Below are 19,351 nucleotides of genomic sequence, written 5' to 3' on the forward strand. Positions count from 1 at the left end.
TTGATTTTTTAATTGTTGATACTCTGATTACATACCCAAGCCCTTGCGTTTTTTCTTCTTTTTGCGCTTCATCGCCCGGATGAAAGCCTCTTCCTCGGCATCTACCGCCGGACCTTCGGGAGTGAGCAAGCCCATACCGCCCGATATATCTTCACTGTCGTAGGCGGTCTGCCCGTGTGCCTTGTCCGCAGCATCCACAGGGATGGATAGCGGTATCGGCGGTTGTCCGGCGTATGGCAGGGTGAAGTGTTCCTGCAAGGCATTCGCCGAAAGCTCCTTACCCATGCGCGAACCGTTCAGCACGCATCCCGTGCGGTGGTCGATGAAGGTAGCCCCATAGATGCGCCCTTCCTCTGTGTAGCGCAGTACGGTGTCGATGCCCTTCTCTTTGAGTTGGGATACAAATTTGTCCTTGTCATAAGTGCCTTGCAGCACGGAAAGGACGGTGCGTTTCGTCATGTCTGCCAGTTTCCTATCCTTGATTTCCGATTTGGAACGGACAAACTTCTTCTGTACGGCTTCATAGCCTGCGGACTTCCCGAAAAGCGAGGATTTGAACGGGTTGCCCACCTTGTTACCCTTGTCGTCCGTGACGGAATAGACCAGCCCGTGATACTCCCGTCCGCGCACGTTGCCCCTCGCTTCCTCCACCGTCATATTATATAAGGAAAGGAGCGCACGGTATTCGCCCATCGTCTGGAAACGGTACTGCCCATTCAGAGCCTTCACGGTGTTGCCTACCTGCTTCTTCACATCACCTGCCGATGCGGCCACCTTGCGCAACGGATTATCCAATCTCTGATTTTTACGTTCTGCCGGATGCAATCCGTACTTCTGTTCCAGTTCCCTGCGGATACGGTCGCTGCGGCGGTAGAGAAAATCCCGGTTGAGCCTTTTCCCGTTCTCGTCCACGTTGACCGTCACGATGTGCAGGTGGTGGCGGTCGATGTCCTCGTGCTTGAATACAAGATAAGGCTGGTTTCCGAAACCGAGTTTTTCCAGATACTCGCGGGCGATATTCTGCAACTCAATATCGGTCAGCACATCCTCCGGGTGCGGGTTGAGAGAGATATGCACCACCGGCTTCTCGATCTTCATCTGCGGTGGCAGGAAGGTGAGAAAACCCTCCATCGCCTTGCCTATGTCCACCGTTCCCGAACCGTCATTGTAGATGCGGTTGGTGGTGAGAAGCCGCCCCTGCGCCTCGTTAATCTTCTCCCCGTTGTAGGCAATCGCGCCGTACAACGAACTTCCTACACTGATTTTTGCGACCATTTTGCCTCCATTTCCCTTGAAAGTTCCACAATCCGGCGGCTCAGTTTCACGAGTTCGACGGTGTGTTGCTCTAATTTGTAGAGCAACGCCATCGCCTTTTTCTCTGAAAAATGCAGCCTCAGTTCCTTCACGACTTGGTTGTAATTCGTACCCACGGCACGGAATTGTGCATGAAAATCCGACAGTTTGGTGTAATAGTCCACCAACGTCTTGTCCACCTTCAGCACCTTGAACGGTTGCCCGAAGAAGTGCGCTTTGAGGAAAACAGACCGTGCATAGACACCCGATTTTCCGAACATGGCGAGGAAACGGTTGTGTTCCTCCTCGTTGAAACGGACGGTGTACCGGTACACCGCCGGATCAAGTTTGGGATTTCTCCCTGATTTGCTTTTCCTTTTCTCTTTCATATTACTTTGGATTTAGCGGATTGACGGCATAAGCCGCCGCTTCGGATTACAGCACCGCAGTTCTGAAAGGCTTCCCGACTTCGGAGGGAAAGCCCGCCCCCTGCAAGGGCAAGTGCTTTTCGTGGCTGCTCAAAATATTTTGAGCGGCTGAAAAGACATCTTGCTATGTTCAGGTGAACATAAAAATCCGTCAGGGGACGGATTGGGAAAATACCTTTCAGGACTCCGGGCCGCGCGTCATCGGCGAACCCTGCTGTCCGGGTGCAAAGTTACGCCCTTAAAGCGGTATCGGACAGATGCTTGACCCGGTCAATGACTGCCAACCGGCGCAACGTGCCGCCACTTGCCGGAGAAGTGATACAGGTTCCAAAATATACTTGTTTATTTGCAGCATGATTCAAGAAACGAACGATTTGAAGATATGATAAACGGAACATTCAAATACCCGGAAATCCGCTTCTTCGGATACTTGCCGAAACGGATACCCGAACCGTCGGAAACCCGGTTCTCCGACAATTCGGTGACGTATGGATTCAATGACTTCATGACGCAATGTCGTCAATCACCATTTGTCCGACGCACCGCTTCACCACAGAACCGGATACGCGACGACCCGCCTGCGTGTGTAGTCACGGAAGCGGATGGTGCGACAGCCAAATCCGTATGGAAACAGAAAAACAAATCATCAACAATTAAAATAAATGGAACTATGAGTAAGGAAATCTTCGTTGCATTCGCAACACAGAAAGGTGGCATCGGCAAATCCACTGTCACGGCACTTGCCGCCAGCTACCTGCACAACGTGAAAGGCTACAATGTCGCCGTCGTGGACTGCGACGACCCGCAGCACAGCATCCACGGGCTGCGCGAACACGAAATGGGGCTTATCGACAGCAGCACCTACTTCAAGGCTCTCGCTTGCGACCATTTCCGCCGGATCAAAAAGAACGCCTACACCATCGTCAAAAGCAATGCGGTGAACGCCCTCGACGATGCCGAGAGGATGATTGCCACTGAGGACGTGAAACCCGACGTGGTGTTCTTCGACATGCCCGGCACACTCCGAAGCAACGGCGTGATAAAGACGCTCTCGCAGATGGACTACATTTTCACTCCGCTGAGTGCCGACCGCTTTGTCGTGGAGAGTACCCTGAAATTCGTCACGATGTTCCGCGACAGGCTGATGACTACCGGACAGGCGAAAACAAAGGGGCTGCATCTGTTCTGGACGATGGTGGACGGCAGGGAGAGGAACGACTTGTACGGCATCTACGAGGAAGTGATAGCCGAAATGGGCTTTCCGGTACTTTCCACCCGCTTGCCCGACAGCAAGAAGTTCCGCCGTGACCTTTCGGAAGAGCGCAAGAGCGTTTTCCGCTCCACCATCTTCCCGATGGACACGGCACTGCTGAAAGGGAGTGGCATCCGGGAGTTTTCCGAAGAGATAAGCGACATCATCAGACCGCAGTGAGCATGGGCAGCAGGAAAGTGAACACGGAAGGCATCGACGAGGAACTGCTGTTAGCCTCCATCGGGCGGCGCACACAGGACGGGACACTGCGCCCCGCACAGGAAGTACCCGCAGCTGCACCGACCGAAGAGGACACCGCCGCACCGGAACCATCTCCTGTGCAACCCGTAACACGGGAAAAAGCGCAGAGGGAAAGTGGACGCCGGAAAAGGCAGGACGAGGACTACAACGAGCTATTCCTGCGCCGCAACGAGATAAAGACCCGCCAATGTGTCTATATCAGCCGTGACGTCCACGGCAAGATCCTCAGAATCGTGAACGACATCGCCGGAGGGGAAATCTCAGTAGGCGGATATGTGGATACCGTGCTGCGCCAGCATCTGGAACAGCACAAGGAGAGAATCAACGAACTGTACAAGAAACAACGTGAAGATCTGATTTGAAAATGGAAAAAGAAATGACACCGAATGAAAAAAGACCACAGCAAGACTGCGGAGGTATGTTTACCCAAGTGCAGGCGAGTGTGGAAATACTGTCGCCTGTCCCGGTAAGCGGCAAATGCAGTGAGAAGGACTATGAACGCCTGTTCATCCGCGACCCGGAAGTAAAGGCACGTGAGGGGAAGATGGCGTATGTGCGCCCGGAGTACCACGAGCGTATCATGCGTATCACCCGTGTAATCGGGCATGACCGGCTTACGCTGTCCGCTTACATCGACCATGTGCTGACGCACCACTTCAACCAGTGCGAAGATGCGATAAAGAGCCTTTATGCCCGAAATTACAATTCAGTATTCTAACCAAAAACGGAAGGATATGAATTACACAATCAGCATGACAGACATTCTGCTGGCGGTATCGGTCGGCTGCAACCTCTGGTTCCTGTTCCTGCTCCTTTACGAGCGCATCATGGACACGCGGATTGTCCGCTTCTTCAAGGGCATTGTCGGATTATGGCGGTCACTGGACGGGAATGAGGCTAAACGCATAGCGGCACACGAGGAAGTCCCTGCGGAAAAGGCGGACATCATCGGCAAGAGCCGTTTCAGGATGGCATCCACCCGGACAACCGCTGCCATACCGACGCAAGAAGCCGCCACTATTGAAAAAGGCATTGAGCTGTCGGAGGAAGAGGCTACTTTTGACGACGGAAAAACGGGAAACGCATCCCGCCCGGCACAAGTCCCGGAGGAAAAACTCGATGAGACCTTCACGAGCATACCGCCGGAGGAACTGGGATACGGGGACGACGAACCGGAAGAGGACGCCTCGGACACGCCACGGGCTTCGGGCAGCAGCTTTGACGAGATTGACGACGCCTGCAAGACCGCCAAAAACCCGGACGCGACACAGGCGGAACGTGAAAAGGCGGCTAAGGTGTTCACCGACATGGAGGGCACGGAGTTGTACGAGAAAATGATGGAAGGCTCTTCGGAGATAGGCATCCGCATCAAGGGGCTTATCGAGATTCGGCTGAAGAAATCTGAAAAGGAGTTCGTCGTGCCGGACAACATCGAGGAGTTCGACATTCGCAACTATGTATGACAACAATAAAAGAAATGAACATGAAAGAATGACATCAACCCACGCGGCGAGGAAACGCAAGGCGCATCCCCATCCGCAACGGACACGCCCACGTCCGTGGAAACAAACGGGCATCCACTAAAACCAAAGTAAAGAAACAAAGTATCAACCGCCCGACAAAGGACCATCCACCCTTTTGACGGCAAAAAACAAGAACAGTTTATGAACAAGAACATCTTGAAAAACAGAAAAGCAATCCTCTCCGCGGCACTTGTCATCGCCGCAACCGCCTCCGCTTTCGCGCAGGGAAACGGCATCGCGGGCATCAACGAAGCCACCTCTATGGTGAGTTCTTATTTCGACCCCGGAACTAAACTGATATACGCCATCGGTGCAGTCGTCGGGCTTATCGGGGGCGTAAAAGTGTACGGCAAGTTTTCATCGGGCGACCCCGACACCAGCAAGACAGCCGCCTCGTGGTTCGGCGCGTGCATCTTCCTGATTGTTGCCGCCACCATCCTGCGCTCATTCTTCCTTTAATAAATAATGTATGGCTGAATACCCAATCAACAAGGGTATCGGCCGTCCGGTAGAGTTCAAGGGCTTGAAGGCACAGTACCTCTTCATCTTCTGCGGAGGTCTGCTGGCTCTCTTCGTCCTGTTCGTCATCCTCTACATGGTCGGTATCGACCAGTGGATATGTATCGGCTTCGGCGCGGCATCGTCCTCCCTCCTTGTATGGCAGACCTTCGCGCTGAACGCCCGGTACGGTGAACACGGGCTGATGAAATTAGGAGCGGCACGGAGCCATCCCCGATACCTTATCAACCGGCGGCGGATAACCCGTCTGTTCAAACGACAACGAAAGGAAGAAAGACAATGAGGAATACATCGAAAATGACAACACTGGAAAACAGGTTCCCACTTTTAGCGGTGGAGCATGGCTGCATCATCTCAAAGGACGCCGACATCACGGTGGCTTTCGAGGTGGAACTACCGGAACTTTACACCGTGACGGGTGCGGAGTACGAGGCGATACACAGTTGCTGGTGCAAGGCTATCAAGGTGCTGCCGGACTACTCCGTCGTCCACAAACAGGACTGGTTCATCAAGGAACGCTACAAACCGGAGCTTCAGAAGGACGACATGAGCTTTTTAAGCCGCTCTTTCGAGCGTCACTTCAACGAGCGTCCGTACCTGAAACACACCTGCTACCTCTACCTGACCAAGACAACAAAGGAGCGTAACCGGATGCAGAGCAATTTCAGCACGCTGTGCCGGGGACATATCATCCCGAAGGAGCTGGACAGGGAAACCACGACCAAGTTCTTGGAAGCCTGCGAACAGTTCGAGCGCATCATGAACGACAGCGGGCTTGTCAGGCTGCGCCGCCTCTCCACCGATGAGATTGTGGGTACTGAGGGAAAGACGGGACTTATTGAACGCTACTTCTCGCTCATGCCGGAAGGTGACACCACCTTGCAGGACATCGAGCTTTCGGCAAGGGAGATGCGCATCGGCGACAACCGCCTGTGTCTGCACACCCTCTCCGACGCGGAAGACCTGCCGGGCAAGGTGGCTACCGACACCCGTTACGAGAAGCTCTCCACCGACCGGAGTGACTGCCGACTGTCATTCGCCTCCCCGGTGGGGCTTCTGCTCTCCTGCAACCATATCTACAACCAGTATGTGCTGATAGACAACAGTGAGGAAACCTTGCAGAAGTTCGAGAAGTCCGCCCGTAACATGCAGTCGCTATCTCGCTATTCAAGGAGCAACAGCATCAACCGCGAGTGGATAGACCAATACCTGAACGAAGCCCATTCCTACGGACTGACCTCGGTACGGGCACACTTCAACGTCATGGCGTGGAGCGACGATGCGGAGGAACTGAAGCATATCAAGAACGACGTGGGCAGCCAGTTGGCAAGCATGGAATGCGTGCCGCGCCACAACACCATCGACTGCCCGACACTCTACTGGGCGGCGATACCCGGCAATGCGGCGGACTTCCCGGCGGAAGAGAGTTTCCACACCTTCATCGAACAGGCGGTGTGCCTGTTCACAGAGGAAACCAACTACCGCAGCTCGCTCTCGCCCTTCGGCATCAAGATGGTGGACAGGCTCACGGGAAAACCGCTGCACCTTGACATCTCCGACCTGCCCATGAAGCGAGGTATCACGACCAACCGCAACAAGTTCGTGCTGGGTCCTTCGGGCAGCGGCAAGTCTTTCTTCATGAACCACCTCGTGCGCCAATATTATGAGCAAGGCGCACATGTGGTATTGGTGGACACGGGAAACTCCTATCAGGGCTTGTGCGGCATGATCCGACGCAAGACAGGCGGAGCGGACGGTGTGTATTTCACCTACACGGAAGATAAGCCCATCAGCTTCAACCCGTTCTACACCGACGATTACATCTTCGACGTGGAGAAGAAGGACAGCATCAAGACCCTGTTGCTGACGCTCTGGAAGTCGGAGGACGACAAGGTGACAAAGACGGAGAGCGGCGAGCTGGGCAGTGCCGTGAGTGCCTATATTGAGCGCATCCAATCCGACCGTAGCATCGTGCCGTCGTTCAACACCTTCTACGAGTATATGCGTGACGACTACCGCAAGGAACTGGCACAGCGTGACATCAAGGTGGAGAAGTCCGACTTCAACATCGACAACATGCTCACCACCATGCGGCAGTATTACCGGGGCGGGCGTTACGATTTCCTGCTCAACTCCACGGAGAACATCGACCTGCTCGGCAAGCGGTTCATCGTCTTCGAGATAGATTCGATTAAAGAAAACCGCGAACTGTTCCCCGTCGTGACCATCATCATCATGGAAGCCTTCATCAACAAGATGCGGCGGCTGAAAGGCGTGCGGAAACAGCTTATCGTGGAAGAGGCTTGGAAGGCCCTCTCATCGGCGAACATGGCTGAATATCTGCGCTATATGTATAAGACGGTCAGAAAATATTACGGCGAGGCAATCGTGGTGACGCAGGAGGTGGACGACATTATCAGTTCTCCGGTGGTCAAAGAGAGCATTATCAACAACTCGGATTGTAAAATCCTGCTTGACCAAAGGAAATATATGAACAAGTTCGACCAGATACAGGCGTTGCTCGGACTGACGGAAAAGGAGAAGTCGCAGATACTCTCCATCAACATGGCGAACAACCCTTCACGGCTCTACAAGGAGGTGTGGATAGGCTTGGGCGGCACGCAGTCGGCGGTCTATGCCACGGAGGTCAGCGCGGAAGAGTATCTGGCGTACACCACCGAGGAAACGGAAAAAGTGGAGGTTTACCGTCTGGCGGAGAAGCTGGGCGACGACATCGAAGCCGCCATCCGGCAGCTTGCCGAAAGGCGGAGAAACAAGGAATAACTAAAAAACAGAATGTATCAACCAAAAAAGAAAAACGCGTATGAATTTACCAAAAGTGAAAATGCTGCAAGTCAGCAAGTGCCTTATCGGATTGGCGGTCATGATGCTGCAATCCTGCGACGTGGCCGACAACCGCCGCGACATGCTGTGCGGGAACTGGGAGAGCGTGGAGGGAAAACCTGACGTGCTTATCTACAAGGAGGGCGAAGCCTACAAAGTGACGGTGTTCCGTCGTAGCGGTCTGCGCCGCAAGCTCAAGCCGGAAACCTATCTCTTGCAGGAGGAGAACGGCAACCTGTTCATGAACACCGGCTTCCGCATCGACGTGTCCTACAACGAGGCCACGGATGTGCTGACTTTCTCGCCAAACGGGGACTATGTGCGGGTGAAGCCGCAGCCGGGACATCCGACCGAAGAATAACAACCACTAAAATCCAAAGTAACATGAGAACAAGAATAACAATGATTATCTGCCTGTGCCTGCTTTTCGCGGGCAGGGCAAGCGCACAGTGGGTCGTAAGCGATCCGGGCAATCTAGCGCAGGGCATCATCAATGCCTCCAAAAACATCATCCATACCTCCAAGACCGCCACGAACATGGTGAGCAACTTTCAGGAGACGGTGAAAATCTATCAGCAGGGCAAGAAGTATTACGATGCCCTCAAATCGGTGAACAATCTGGTCAAGGACGCCCGCAAGGTGCAGCAGACCATCCTGATGGTGGGCGACATCACAGACATCTATGTGAACAGTTTCCAACGGATGCTCCGTGACGGGAATTTCAGACCCGAAGAGCTTTCCGCAATCGCTTTCGGCTACACGAAACTGCTGGAGGAAAGCAACGAAGTGTTGACGGAACTCAGGAACGTGGTGAACATCACCACGCTCTCCATGACCGACAAGGAGCGCATGGACGTGGTGGAACGCTGCCACTCGAAGATGAAGCGTTACCGCAACCTCGTGAGCTACTACACGAACAAGAACATCTCCGTGAGTTACCTGCGTGCGAAAAAGAAGAACGACCTCGACCGCATCATGGGGCTGTACGGGAACATGAACGAAAGATACTGGTAGCCTATGAAGTTCGACAACCTTCATCAGATTTTACGTTCACTTTATGAGCAGATGATGCCGCTGTGTGGGGACATGGCTGGTGTGGCGAAAGGCATCGCCGGGCTGGGTGCGCTGTTCTACGTCGCCTACCGGGTATGGCAGTCGCTGGCGAGAGCTGAACCGATAGACGTATTCCCGATGCTCCGTCCTTTTGCCATCGGTCTGTGCATCATGTTCTTCCCGACTGTGGTGCTGGGCACGATAAACAGCATCCTCTCACCCGTCGTACAGGGCACGGCAAAGATGCTGGAGGCGGAAACGCTGGACATGAACCGATACCGGGAGCAGAAGGACAAACTGGAATACGAGGCGATGGTACGCAACCCCGAAACCGCCTACCTCGTGTCCAACGAGGAATTTGACAAGCAACTGGAGGAACTCGGCTGGTCGCCCTCCGACATGGTGACGATGGCGGGAATGTATATCGACCGGGGAATGTACAACATGAAGAAGAGCATCCGCGACTTCTTCCGCGAGATACTCGAACTGCTGTTCCAAGCCGCCGCCCTCGTGATAGACACCGTCCGCACCTTCTTTCTCGTGGTGCTGGCGATTCTCGGTCCGATAGCCTTCGCCCTGTCGGTATGGGACGGTTTCCAAAACACGCTCACGCAGTGGATATGCCGCTATATACAGGTCTATCTGTGGCTACCGGTATCGGACATGTTCAGCACCATACTGGCGAAGATACAGGTTCTGATGCTGCAAAACGACATCGAGCGGATGCAGGCAGACCCGAACTTCTCGCTGGATTCGAGCGACGGGGTGTATATCGTATTCCTCTGCATCGGCATCATCGGCTACTTTACCATTCCCACCGTTGCGGGCTGGATTATCCAAGCCGGAGGCATGGGCGGTTACGGTCGCAACGTGAACCAGATGGCGGGACGAGCCGGAAGCATGGCGGGCAGCGTGGCGGGTGCAGCCGCAGGAAACGCAGTCGGACGTGTCGGCAAATTGCTGAAATAATCAATGTGCAATCATAAATTGGAAAATATAAATGGAATTCAAATCACTTAGAAACATCGAATCGTCGTTCAGGCAGATACGCCTGTTCGGTATCGTCTTCCTCTCGCTGTGCGCCGTGGTGACGGTGTGGAGCGTGTGGAACTCCTACCGTTTCGCAGAGAAGCAACGGGAGAAAATCTATGTGCTGGACAACGGCAAGAGCCTGATGCTCGCCTTGTCTCAGGATTTGTCGCAGAACCGCCCGGCGGAGGCACGGGAACATGTGCGCCGTTTCCACGAGATGTTCTTCACGCTATCACCTGAAAAAAGCGCGATTGAACACAACGTGAAACGTGCCTTGCTGCTGGCGGACAAGAGCGTGTACCACTATTATTCGGACTTCGCGGAGAAGGGGTACTACAACCGCATCATCGCCGGGAACATCAACCAAGTGCTGAAGGTGGACAGCGTGGTGTGCGACTTCAACGCCTATCCCTACCGTGCCGTGACCTACGCCACACAGAAAATCATCCGGCAGAGCAACGTCACCGAGCGCAGCCTCGTGACCACCTGCCGCCTGCTGAACGCATCGCGGTCGGATGACAACCCGAACGGTTTTACCATCGAGGGTTTCACCATCATTGAGAACAAGGATTTACAGACTATCAAACGGTAACAGGACATGAAAAGTATCAGAAAATCAATGTGGGGCATGTATTGGAAACTCCACGACAAACGGAAACGCTTGGCGGCAAGTCTCAAAGGGTATCTGGACGGCTTGCCGCCGGAAACACGCCGCCGCATCGTGCTGGGGATGTTCGCCGCCTTCGCGGTGCTTGCCCTTTACACCTTCGGCAGAGCCGTCTATGACATCGGCAGGAACGACGGCTCACATATGGAAACGGGACACGCCGGACGGGTGGAACTGCCGACCCCGGCGGAAACAGGCAATCACTTAACACCTTATTTATATGGAACAGACAAAGAATGAACCGACGAAAGAGAACAAAGCTGCTCCCGAAACGGGGAAACCGAAAAAGGAGCGCGAACCGCTGACAGAGGCGCAACGGCTGAAACGGCAGAAGATGATCGTGCTGCCCGCTATGGTGTTGGTGTTCATCGGGGCGATGTGGCTGATATTCGCCCCGTCCTCCGGCAAGGAGCAACCGCCGGGAACGGACGGATACAACACCGAGATGCCCGACGCTGACAAGGCGAACCGGCAGATTATCGGCGACAAGCTGAAAGCCTACGAGCATGGGGAGATGGAAGAGCGTCAGGAGAGCCGCAACCGTGCCATCGGGCAGCTGGGCGACATGTTCGACCGCGAGATAGCGGGAACGGAGAACGGAGTGGACTTCGACCTCGCCAATCCGGGCGGCAAGGAAGAAAGGGCAAAGCCAGCCACGCCGCAGACCATCCAGTCCTCCGCAGCCGCCTACCGTGACCTGAACGCCACGCTCGGAAACTTCTACGACCAGCCGAAAAACGACAATGCGGAGATGGACGAATTGTTGGAGCGCATCGCATCGCTGGAGTCGGAACTGGAAAGCGAGAGGGGCAAGGCTTCCTCTATGGACGAGCAGGTGGCTCTTATGGAGAAGTCCTACGAGCTGGCGGCAAAGTACATGGGCGGTCAGAACGGAGGACAGCCATCGGCGGAACAGAGGGCAGAGCCAACTACCGTGCAGAAAGGGAAGAAGAACAAGGCAATGCCTATCAGACAGGTGGAGCATCAAGTAGTTTCTTCACTCTCACAGCCTATGAGTAACGCGGAGTTTGTCGCCGCCTTATCGCAGGAACGCAACCGGGGTTTCAACACGGCTGTCGGCACGGCGGAGGTATTGGACAGGAACACCATACCGGCGTGCGTGCATGGGGCGCAGAGCGTGACGGACGGGCAGACGGTAAGGCTGCGCCTGCTGGAGCCTATGGCGGTGGCAGGCAGGACAATACCCCGGGGTGCGGTGGTGGTCGGCACGGGCAAGATACAGGGTGAGCGGCTCGACATCGAGATTACCTCGCTGGAATACGACGGCACGATTATCCCCGTGGAGCTTGCGGTCTATGACACGGACGGACAGCCCGGCATCTTCATCCCGAACTCGATGGAGATGAACGCCGTCCGGGAGGTCGCCGCCAACATGGGCGGCTCGCTGGGAAGCAGCATCAACATCTCCACCAATGCCGGGGCGCAGCTCGCCTCCGACTTGGGCAAGGGGCTGATACAAGGCACGAGCCAGTACATCGCCAAAAAGATGCGAACCGTCAAGGTGCATCTGAAAGCCGGGTACAGGGTCATGCTTTACCAAGAAAAATATTGAAAACAATAAAAATTACCACTAAAATCCAAAAGTAATGAGAAAAGTAATCATCATGTTTGCCCTCGCTATGGGCATCATAACTGCCAACGCGCAGGAGAATGTAACCGTTGAAACGACCAACGGAAGTGAACAACCGACCTTGACGAAGGAGGTCTATCCGCAGAAGGAGGCGGACGGCGACCTATATCACGGGCTGTCACGCAAGCTGACCTTCGACCGCATGATACCGCCGCACGGTCTGGAAGTGACCTACGACAAGACCGTCCACGTCATTTTTCCGGCGGAGGTGCGCTATGTCGATTTAGGCTCGCCCGACCTGATTGCCGGGAAAGCCGACGGAGCGGAGAACATCATCCGTGTGAAGGCTACCGTAAGGAATTTTCCCAACGAAACGAATATGTCCGTCATCACGGAGGACGGCAGTTTCTACACCTTCAACGTGAAGTACGCCGCCGAACCGCTGTTGCTCAACGTGGAGATGTGCGACTTCATCCATGACGGCAGCACGGTGAACCGCCCGAACAACGCGCAGGAAATCTATCTGAAAGAGCTGGGCAGCGAAAGCCCGATGCTGGTGCGCCTTATCATGAAGTCCATCCACAAACAGAACAAGCGCGAGGTGAAGCATATCGGCTGCAAGCGTTTCGGCATCCAATACCTGTTGAAAGGCATCTACACGCACAACGGCTTGCTTTATTTCCACACGGAGATAAAGAACCAGAGCAACGTGCCTTTCGATGTGGACTACATCACTTGGAAAATCGTGGACAAGAAGGTTGCGAAGCGTACTGCCGTGCAGGAGCAGATTATTCTGCCGCTCCGCGCGCAGAACTACGCCACCCTCGTGCCGGGCAAAAAGAGCGAGCGCACGGTCTTCACGATGGCGAAGTTCACCATCCCCGATGACAAGTGCCTCGTGGTGGAATTGAACGAGAAGAACGGCGGCCGTCACCAGTCCTTCGTGATTGAGAACGAGGATTTGGTACGCGCGGGTACCATCAACGAACTTCAAGTACGCTGACCATGAGAAAGTACATCGCAATAATCATCGCGTCGCTTGCCCTTTTTACAGGGCAGGCGCACGCCCAGCGGTGTCTGCCGAAGATGCAGGGCATCGAGGTGAGGGCGGACATGGCGGACGGCTTCAATCTCGGCGGCAAGGACGGCGGGTACAGCTTCGGGGCGGCTCTCTCCACCTACACGAAGAAGGGGAACAAGTGGGTGTTCGGTGGCGAATACCTGTTGAAGAACAATCCCTACAAGGACACCAAGATACCCGTGGCGCAGTTCACGGCGGAGGGCGGCTATTACTTCAAGATACTGTCGGACGCCCGAAAGATTGTTTTCGTCTATGCCGGGGCTTCGGCTCTCGCCGGATATGAGGCGGTAAATTGGGGGAAGAAGGTGCTGCATGACGGCTCCACGCTGCACGACCGGGACGCCTTCATCTACGGCGGTGCGCTGACGCTCGATGTGGAGTGTTACGTGGCAGACCGTATCGCCCTGCTTGCCAACCTGCGGGAGCGTTGCCTTTGGGGTGGCGACACACGGAAGTTCCACACGCAGTTCGGGGTCGGTATCAAGTTCATCATCAACTGACACGGGCATGGAAAGGACGGAAATAGATGCTGTCAGAAGGATGCCGCTTGCGGATTTTCTCGCACGGCTGGGGCATGAGCCTGTCAGAAGGAGCGGTAACGAGCTGTGGTATCTTGCCCCGTACAGGGGCGAGCGCACATCCTCTTTCCGTGTGAACGTGGCGAAACAGCTCTGGTACGACTTCGGTTTGGGCAAGGGCGGCGACATCTTCACGCTTGCCGGGGAGTTTCTGCAAAGCGATGACTTCATGAAGCAAGCGAAGTTCATAGCGGAAGCCGCCAATATGACGGTTGCCGGATGGGAAAAGCCCGTCTATCTCTCGAAGCCGACCGAATCCGTTTTTGAGGATGTGGAGGTCGCTCCGCTGCTCCGCTCACTGCTGACGGAGTATTTAGAGGAACGGGGCATCCCTTACGCCATCGCATCCCGTCACTGCTGCCGCTTGAACTACGGTGTGCGTGGGAAACGGTATTTTGCCGTTGGCTTTCCGAACATGGCAGGTGGCTATGAAGTCAGAAGCCGATATTTCAAGGGTTGCATACCTCCGAAGTCTGTATCACTGGTAAAGGCGAATGACATCCCGGCTGACGAGTGCCTCGTGTTCGAGGGCTTCATGGACTTTCTCTCTGCCGTGACGCTTGGTGTAACCGGTAACGCTGACTGTCTTGTGCTGAACTCAGTCGCCAACGTGGAGAAGGCGGCGGGATTGCTGGACGGATACGGGCGCATCGGCTGCTTCCTCGACCGTGACGAAGCCGGACGGCGGACGCTTGCCGCACTTACCATGCGATACGGGGAACGTGTCACCGACCGTTCCTCCCTCTATGACGGTTGCAAGGACTTGAACGAGTACCTGCAACTGACAACGAAAAAACAGAAAAACAACCATCTAAAAATCGAAGAACAATGAACATACTGAACAACAGAAACAAGAGAACATCAATATTCAAGGCAGTGGCGTTATGCCTGATAGCCGCCATGTCATTCACCCTCGTGTCATGTGACGATGACATGGACATCCAGCAGTCCTATCCCTTCACGGTGGAGGTCATGCCCGTGCCGAACAAGGTAGTAAAGGGGCAGACAGTGGAAATCCGCTGTGAACTGAAAAAGGAGGGCGACTTTTCGGGTACGCTCTATACCATCCGCTATTTCCAGTTCGAGGGGGAAGGCTCGCTCAAAATGGATAACGGCATCACCTTCCTGCCTAACGACCGCTACCTGCTGGAGAACGAAAAATTCCGCCTGTACTACACGGCGGCGGGTGATGAGGCGCATAATTTCATCGTGGTGGTGGAGGATAACTTTAGCAACTCCTACGAACTGGAATTTGACTTCAACAACAGGAATGTAAAGGACGACGATCTTACCATCGTTCCCATCGGCAACTTCAGCCCCTTGTTGAAATGATGCGTGTATTCATGACAATGCTCTGTTCACTTCTGACGGTCTGTTCTGTGTCCGCGCAGATCAGCCGCCAAGAGGGAACGGACGGGCAGGCGGCAATCTACCGACTGCCGCTTATGGAACGTGCTTTTTTATGCTGCCGCTACTTTGAAGGCTGGCACTCAGAAAAACACTACCCATACGTCGGTTGGGGTCACAAACTTTTGCCAAACGAGAAGTATTCGGCACGAACCATGACAAAACGGGATGCGGATGAACTTTTGCGGAAAGACCTGCGCAAATTTGTCGCCATGTTCCGTAAATTCGGGGTTGATTCGATTTTGCTTGGCACGTTAGCTTACAATGTGGGACCGGCGAAGCTGTTAGGCAGCAAAACAATCCCCAAAAGCACCTTAATCAAGAAGCTGGAAGCTGGTGACAGGAACATCTACCGTGAGTATATAGCCTTCTGCAACTACAAAGGAAAACGCCACGCCATGCTGCTCAAACGGAGAAAGGCGGAGTTTGCGCTGTTGTATATCCCATAAAAGGACTGACAAAACTGGCAAAAGACGTGCCATATTTAACTTGGCACGTCTTTTGCTCTATCACTTGATAGATTATCGTAGGATTTTCTCGTTAATTGACATCGTTGAGCCATTTTTGCCTATCGGTTTCCAAATAACACTTCAAGTTGTAAGTGTTGTGAGAGCAATACAAAACATAGTTATTAACCATAAAAAGTATAGCGAAATTATGAAGAAAGTATTTAGGAAAATTCAGAAAGGAACAACAAAAATGATTGAACGTATCAAATCGTTGGGGGAAATGGAGACGAAGCAGAAATGTGTAGTTCAACGGTTCGAGATTATCATTCCCCTCCACCAAAAAATAACGACCCAATATATAGCCTCCGCAAGTTTTACTTGCGGATTTTTTAGTTATCGCAGATTGGACAAAGGTTTCTTTGCTACTTTCTTTGTCCGCCATCATGCTCACTGAAAGAAAGTAGGGCGGCTCTCGCCGCCCCGCCACTCAAAAGCGTGTGTAAAGTCCCGTCACCATCGTGAACATTTCCTCCAGCATATCAAAATAGATACCCTCGTGTACGGCAATGTCCTTTGTCTTGCACTCAAAGGTCTTTTTGCTGAACGTCCTGCGGTAGAAGCGCATATTGTAGAGGTCTGCCCCTTCGTCATAGATGATGTCAAGGCGGTTGGCACTTGTTTTGTTCCTTGCAAGGCTCATCCGTAAGCCGTTGCCCATATCTATGAAATCACGGCTACCTGTCATGGCGGTGAAGCGTTTTCCGCCTATCTGCTGTAATATCGTCTTGGCTATCATATCTTTTGTTTTTAGGGTTTTAAGTATTGGCGGTGCGGACACCGCCATCCCGTTCAAAATTCTCGCATTTCGGAAATGGGGGTCTGCCGTTGTAGCCACTCTTTCACACATTCCATATTGTACTCGCTCGTGATGACTGCCGTATGGCTGTCGGTGGCGGTGAAACGTGTGCTTTCGTAATCATCTATCCACCCCTTGAGGGTGTCCGTTCCCCACGCTCCGGTATCGTCAAAGATACCGTCCAATGCCGTGATAGGTTCGCTGAACTTGACTATCAGCGTTTGATAGGTCGTGTTCATAGTCTGTCCTCCTTTCCCTTCTTTGCGTTCAGCCACTTGTCCCGTGCGGCTCGGCACTCGTCCAACGTGGGTTTGACACAAGAGAACAATTCTCTGTCTATGGGGTGGCGGTAGTCGTACTGCACAAGTGTCCGCCTGCGTCTTCCGATACCCGATTGGAAACGCTCGTATTTCTCCGTACCTGCTTCCGCGCAGGTGCTTACTCCGTTGATGGTCATTCGTGTTGTCATAATGTTGCTTTTTAGATGGTTAAAAATGTACTGACAGAACTCTGTTCTTCATCACCATTTCGGGGTTGCTTGTGTAGCGTTGGTGCAGGTAGAAATGGTGTGAGCCGAAGCCGTAAAGGAAAAACTTGTCAAGTTCGTGCTTCTCGGCAAACTCCTTTACGCTCTTTCTCAATTCCCCCTCACTCGTTGTGAGAGTGAGGAGGTTCACAAATTCAAGGAACATCGTGGGGATTGCATCATCCCACACACAAATCATACTTTCAATTCTTACTTCCATATCAATGTTGTTTTAGGGGTTATGCTATGCCGCTTTCATCCGCTCACGGATAAGGTTGGCGTTCTTGTTCACAAGGTCTATGATGCGCTCGTGATATTCGGTGTCCTGGTTGTGCTTGCCGTGGCACTGCACCACTTCGAGGGTTCGCAAGTCCACCTCTACGGTTTCAATAATCTCATCGCCAATCCTTGCCGATAGTATGAGGGTGTCGGCTTTCTTGTAGTATCCACTGCCAAACACGCAGATGCCCTGCGTCTTGCCCTCGTTGTAATACTCGTCTATGCTTTCAAGCACCTTGACGATTATTTCCTCGTCCGTGATTACCAAGCCGAAGAATTTGGATTTGTTGGCGATGAAATCCTCCGCATCTTTCTTTCGTTGGAGTTGTCGCTGTTGCTCACGCTCACGCCTTTCAATCTCCCAACGGCGTTGCTCTGCGGCTCTTTCCTTCTCGTGTATGGCTTCAATTTTTCGGGTTGCGTTGTCGTGTGCCGCCATGAAATCTTCGGGACAGATGTTCTTCGGGTTACGGAGGTCTTGACCGAGTTTTTTGAGCATACGCAGATAGTCGCACCACATTGAGAGGTTGTCTATCTGATACTTGTGACGCTTGGCAATCAGATATGATGCCCAACATTCATCGGCAGTACGGGTATTGAAAAGAAAGTGTTTCATGACCTCAATCTCACCGCCTTTCATAAGGGTTTCAATTCTTGGGTCTGAAAGCAAGGCTTTGAAAAGACGCACGGGGGAGATGCCGTGGAAATCGCCCTTGAAGCCGTTACGTCTGAGTTGGGGCAATATCCTCATCTTTGGATATGCACAGCTTCTTGCCACCACATCATCGTATAGGCTGTTGTGCGGTCTTACCTCCATATCGCTGCCTAATGCCCACACATCGCAATAGCAGAAAAGGAAGCCACGGAGCAACGCCATGTCCGTAACCTTGCCGTCGGGTGAAATCCAACGCTGCACGACCTCGTGGCAGTAGAAACGCATCGGTTCGCCTTTCCTGCTCTCGCATCTGACCTGCGCCACGCGGATTACCTGATACCCTTTGCAGGTGGTTATCACGCTGAAATTCTGCGTTTCCTTGTAGATGCGTCTGCGTGTGTCCTGCACTTTGAGTTCGGCATGGCATTTGGGGCAGGTGCAGCCTTCAAGGGTGTCGCATAGTCCGCTGTCGCTGTGCCACTCGTGACCGCAGTCGGAACAGGTGATGTTCCCTTTCTTGGTGCGGTAGCCGATATGCTCAACGCAGTGGCGGTATGCCCAATCTATTTGTGTCGCTGATATGGGGCGAAGGTTGGCGGAAAGTCTTGCCACCTCTTTCTGTATCTTGGTCTTCGGTTTCATAAGCCTAAATCAAATAATGAGGGTTGGGGTTGGTTTTCTTTTCTCGCTGACGGTCTGTGGCGGTTCTGCAACTTGCGGAGTTCCTCCTCTTGGTATTTGCGGACAGCGTTCTGACGTGCCTCCGCCTTTTCCTCTGCCGTGAGTTTCACAACGTGGTTCACAACCACTTGGCAGTCCATCGGTTTGCCCACCTCTATCTCGTTTTCCTCATAGTAGTGGATGGCTTGCCCGAATATCTCTCCGTCCGTGAAACCGTTGCAACCGCTTTTCTGCACATAGTTCAGAATGTGGGTCACGCACTCGTCCATGTTCTTGGCAGGGTTGCGGTACTTCTTTGCAAATAGCGCATCTTCCTCCGCACGCTGTTCCAAGTACATATATATCGTTCTCTTGAAATGGTCTGTTCCTTTCATAT

Annotated in this window: 29 protein-coding genes; 19 read left to right on the forward strand and 10 right to left on the reverse strand. The window is 53.4% G+C overall.

Going from position 1 to position 19,351, the window contains the following annotated elements:
• Positions 1 to 27: 27 nt before the first annotated feature.
• The 4 genes from mobB to Cop2CBH44_RS16475 all read right to left on the reverse strand — a co-directional run bounded on the left by mobB (position 28) and on the right by Cop2CBH44_RS16475 (position 2,228).
• Positions 28 to 1,275 (reverse strand): conjugal transfer protein MobB, encoded by a 1,248-nt coding sequence (gene mobB / locus Cop2CBH44_RS01300; RefSeq protein WP_004291483.1) that lies wholly within the window; start codon positions 1,273 to 1,275, stop codon positions 28 to 30.
• A complete protein-coding gene (gene mobA / locus Cop2CBH44_RS01305) occupies positions 1,254 to 1,682 on the reverse strand; it encodes a conjugal transfer protein MobA (RefSeq protein ID WP_004291488.1) in 429 nt (142 codons plus the stop codon). The genes mobB and mobA overlap by 22 nt, the downstream gene beginning before the upstream one ends.
• Before the next feature lie 269 nt (positions 1,683 to 1,951).
• Positions 1,952 to 2,083 carry a hypothetical protein gene (locus Cop2CBH44_RS16590; RefSeq protein ID WP_004291490.1) on the reverse strand — a complete coding sequence of 44 codons (132 nt, stop codon included), beginning with the start codon at positions 2,081 to 2,083 and terminating at the stop codon, positions 1,952 to 1,954.
• Positions 2,064 to 2,228, reverse strand: coding sequence for a hypothetical protein (locus Cop2CBH44_RS16475; RefSeq protein WP_196029218.1), 165 nt, complete (start codon positions 2,226 to 2,228; stop codon positions 2,064 to 2,066). The genes Cop2CBH44_RS16590 and Cop2CBH44_RS16475 overlap by 20 nt, the downstream gene beginning before the upstream one ends.
• Here Cop2CBH44_RS16475 and Cop2CBH44_RS01310 point away from each other — a divergent pair.
• The 19 genes from Cop2CBH44_RS01310 to Cop2CBH44_RS16625 all read left to right on the forward strand — a co-directional run bounded on the left by Cop2CBH44_RS01310 (position 2,227) and on the right by Cop2CBH44_RS16625 (position 16,432).
• Positions 2,227 to 3,153: a ParA family protein gene (locus Cop2CBH44_RS01310; RefSeq protein WP_005783105.1), complete on the forward strand. Its 927-nt coding sequence runs from the start codon at positions 2,227 to 2,229 to the stop codon at positions 3,151 to 3,153. The two genes, Cop2CBH44_RS16475 and Cop2CBH44_RS01310, sit on opposite strands and share 2 nt — an antisense overlap.
• 2 nt (positions 3,154 to 3,155) lie before the next feature.
• The gene (locus Cop2CBH44_RS01315; protein ID WP_004291503.1) at positions 3,156 to 3,596 is read left to right on the forward strand and encodes a DUF3408 domain-containing protein; all 441 of its coding nucleotides are present in this window, start codon (positions 3,156 to 3,158) and stop codon (positions 3,594 to 3,596) included.
• A gap of 2 nt (positions 3,597 to 3,598) precedes the next feature.
• Entirely contained in the window at positions 3,599 to 3,952 is a 354-nt protein-coding gene (locus Cop2CBH44_RS01320) for a DUF3408 domain-containing protein (protein WP_004291505.1), read from the forward strand.
• A gap of 16 nt (positions 3,953 to 3,968) precedes the next feature.
• Positions 3,969 to 4,697 (forward strand): hypothetical protein, encoded by a 729-nt coding sequence (locus Cop2CBH44_RS01325; protein WP_004304280.1) that lies wholly within the window; start codon positions 3,969 to 3,971, stop codon positions 4,695 to 4,697.
• 201 nt (positions 4,698 to 4,898) lie between these two features.
• Positions 4,899 to 5,216, forward strand: coding sequence for a DUF4134 domain-containing protein (locus Cop2CBH44_RS01330; protein ID WP_002560983.1), 318 nt, complete (start codon positions 4,899 to 4,901; stop codon positions 5,214 to 5,216).
• 10 nt (positions 5,217 to 5,226) lie between these two features.
• A complete protein-coding gene (locus Cop2CBH44_RS01335) occupies positions 5,227 to 5,559 on the forward strand; it encodes a DUF4133 domain-containing protein (RefSeq protein ID WP_004291514.1) in 333 nt (110 codons plus the stop codon).
• Complete coding sequence (locus tag Cop2CBH44_RS01340) at positions 5,556 to 8,060, forward strand: TraG family conjugative transposon ATPase (RefSeq protein WP_004291515.1); 2,505 nt, start codon at positions 5,556 to 5,558, stop codon at positions 8,058 to 8,060. The genes Cop2CBH44_RS01335 and Cop2CBH44_RS01340 overlap by 4 nt, the downstream gene beginning before the upstream one ends.
• Before the next feature lie 40 nt (positions 8,061 to 8,100).
• A complete protein-coding gene (locus Cop2CBH44_RS01345) occupies positions 8,101 to 8,481 on the forward strand; it encodes a DUF3876 domain-containing protein (protein ID WP_004291516.1) in 381 nt (126 codons plus the stop codon).
• Positions 8,482 to 8,504: 23 nt separating this feature from the next.
• Positions 8,505 to 9,134, forward strand: a complete 630-nt coding sequence (locus Cop2CBH44_RS01350) for a DUF4141 domain-containing protein (protein ID WP_004304283.1) — start codon at positions 8,505 to 8,507, stop codon at positions 9,132 to 9,134.
• Positions 9,135 to 9,137: 3 nt separating this feature from the next.
• Positions 9,138 to 10,142, forward strand: a complete 1,005-nt coding sequence (gene traJ / locus Cop2CBH44_RS01355; protein WP_004291518.1) for a conjugative transposon protein TraJ — start codon at positions 9,138 to 9,140, stop codon at positions 10,140 to 10,142.
• A 31-nt stretch (positions 10,143 to 10,173) separates the two neighbouring features.
• The gene (gene traK, locus Cop2CBH44_RS01360; protein WP_004291519.1) at positions 10,174 to 10,797 is read left to right on the forward strand and encodes a conjugative transposon protein TraK; all 624 of its coding nucleotides are present in this window, start codon (positions 10,174 to 10,176) and stop codon (positions 10,795 to 10,797) included.
• 27 nt (positions 10,798 to 10,824) lie between these two features.
• Positions 10,825 to 11,112: a TraL conjugative transposon family protein gene (locus Cop2CBH44_RS01365; protein ID WP_018697145.1), complete on the forward strand. Its 288-nt coding sequence runs from the start codon at positions 10,825 to 10,827 to the stop codon at positions 11,110 to 11,112.
• A complete protein-coding gene (gene traM, locus Cop2CBH44_RS01370; RefSeq protein WP_004291521.1) occupies positions 11,093 to 12,445 on the forward strand; it encodes a conjugative transposon protein TraM in 1,353 nt (450 codons plus the stop codon). The genes Cop2CBH44_RS01365 and traM overlap by 20 nt, the downstream gene beginning before the upstream one ends.
• A gap of 34 nt (positions 12,446 to 12,479) precedes the next feature.
• A complete protein-coding gene (gene traN / locus Cop2CBH44_RS01375) occupies positions 12,480 to 13,466 on the forward strand; it encodes a conjugative transposon protein TraN (protein WP_004291522.1) in 987 nt (328 codons plus the stop codon).
• Positions 13,467 to 13,468: 2 nt separating this feature from the next.
• Positions 13,469 to 14,044 carry a conjugal transfer protein TraO gene (locus Cop2CBH44_RS01380; RefSeq protein ID WP_004291523.1) on the forward strand — a complete coding sequence of 192 codons (576 nt, stop codon included), beginning with the start codon at positions 13,469 to 13,471 and terminating at the stop codon, positions 14,042 to 14,044.
• A 7-nt stretch (positions 14,045 to 14,051) separates the two neighbouring features.
• Positions 14,052 to 14,954 (forward strand): DUF8464 domain-containing protein, encoded by a 903-nt coding sequence (locus Cop2CBH44_RS01385; protein ID WP_004291524.1) that lies wholly within the window; start codon positions 14,052 to 14,054, stop codon positions 14,952 to 14,954.
• Complete coding sequence (locus Cop2CBH44_RS01390) at positions 14,951 to 15,454, forward strand: DUF3872 domain-containing protein (RefSeq protein WP_004291525.1); 504 nt, start codon at positions 14,951 to 14,953, stop codon at positions 15,452 to 15,454. The genes Cop2CBH44_RS01385 and Cop2CBH44_RS01390 overlap by 4 nt, the downstream gene beginning before the upstream one ends.
• On the forward strand, positions 15,451 to 15,978 hold the full coding sequence (locus tag Cop2CBH44_RS01395; RefSeq protein ID WP_004291526.1) for a glycoside hydrolase family protein: 528 nt from the start codon (positions 15,451 to 15,453) through the stop codon (positions 15,976 to 15,978). The genes Cop2CBH44_RS01390 and Cop2CBH44_RS01395 overlap by 4 nt, the downstream gene beginning before the upstream one ends.
• 64 nt (positions 15,979 to 16,042) lie before the next feature.
• Positions 16,043 to 16,432: a hypothetical protein gene (locus Cop2CBH44_RS16625; protein ID WP_004291527.1), complete on the forward strand. Its 390-nt coding sequence runs from the start codon at positions 16,043 to 16,045 to the stop codon at positions 16,430 to 16,432.
• Between the two features lie 33 nt (positions 16,433 to 16,465).
• Here Cop2CBH44_RS16625 and Cop2CBH44_RS01410 read toward each other — a convergent pair whose 3' ends face one another.
• From Cop2CBH44_RS01410 to Cop2CBH44_RS01435, 6 genes are read right to left on the reverse strand one after another with little or no spacing between them, the layout of a single operon-like run.
• Positions 16,466 to 16,774, reverse strand: a complete 309-nt coding sequence (locus Cop2CBH44_RS01410) for a hypothetical protein (protein ID WP_004304290.1) — start codon at positions 16,772 to 16,774, stop codon at positions 16,466 to 16,468.
• Between the two features lie 53 nt (positions 16,775 to 16,827).
• Entirely contained in the window at positions 16,828 to 17,073 is a 246-nt protein-coding gene (locus tag Cop2CBH44_RS01415) for a DUF6956 domain-containing protein (protein ID WP_004291529.1), read from the reverse strand.
• Positions 17,070 to 17,303 (reverse strand): DUF3873 domain-containing protein, encoded by a 234-nt coding sequence (locus Cop2CBH44_RS01420; protein ID WP_004304291.1) that lies wholly within the window; start codon positions 17,301 to 17,303, stop codon positions 17,070 to 17,072. The genes Cop2CBH44_RS01415 and Cop2CBH44_RS01420 overlap by 4 nt, the downstream gene beginning before the upstream one ends.
• A gap of 19 nt (positions 17,304 to 17,322) precedes the next feature.
• Positions 17,323 to 17,580 carry a DUF8466 domain-containing protein gene (locus Cop2CBH44_RS01425; RefSeq protein WP_004291531.1) on the reverse strand — a complete coding sequence of 86 codons (258 nt, stop codon included), beginning with the start codon at positions 17,578 to 17,580 and terminating at the stop codon, positions 17,323 to 17,325.
• A gap of 24 nt (positions 17,581 to 17,604) precedes the next feature.
• Complete coding sequence (locus tag Cop2CBH44_RS01430) at positions 17,605 to 18,936, reverse strand: PcfJ domain-containing protein (protein WP_004291532.1); 1,332 nt, start codon at positions 18,934 to 18,936, stop codon at positions 17,605 to 17,607.
• Positions 18,933 to 19,349, reverse strand: coding sequence for a PcfK-like family protein (locus Cop2CBH44_RS01435; RefSeq protein WP_004291533.1), 417 nt, complete (start codon positions 19,347 to 19,349; stop codon positions 18,933 to 18,935). Before Cop2CBH44_RS01435 ends, Cop2CBH44_RS01430 begins: the two co-directional genes overlap by 4 nt.
• Between the last annotated feature and the right edge of the window lie 2 nt (positions 19,350 to 19,351).

This window comes from Coprobacter secundus subsp. similis, assembly GCF_015097275.1.
Taxonomy (GTDB): domain Bacteria; phylum Bacteroidota; class Bacteroidia; order Bacteroidales; family Coprobacteraceae; genus Coprobacter; species Coprobacter secundus.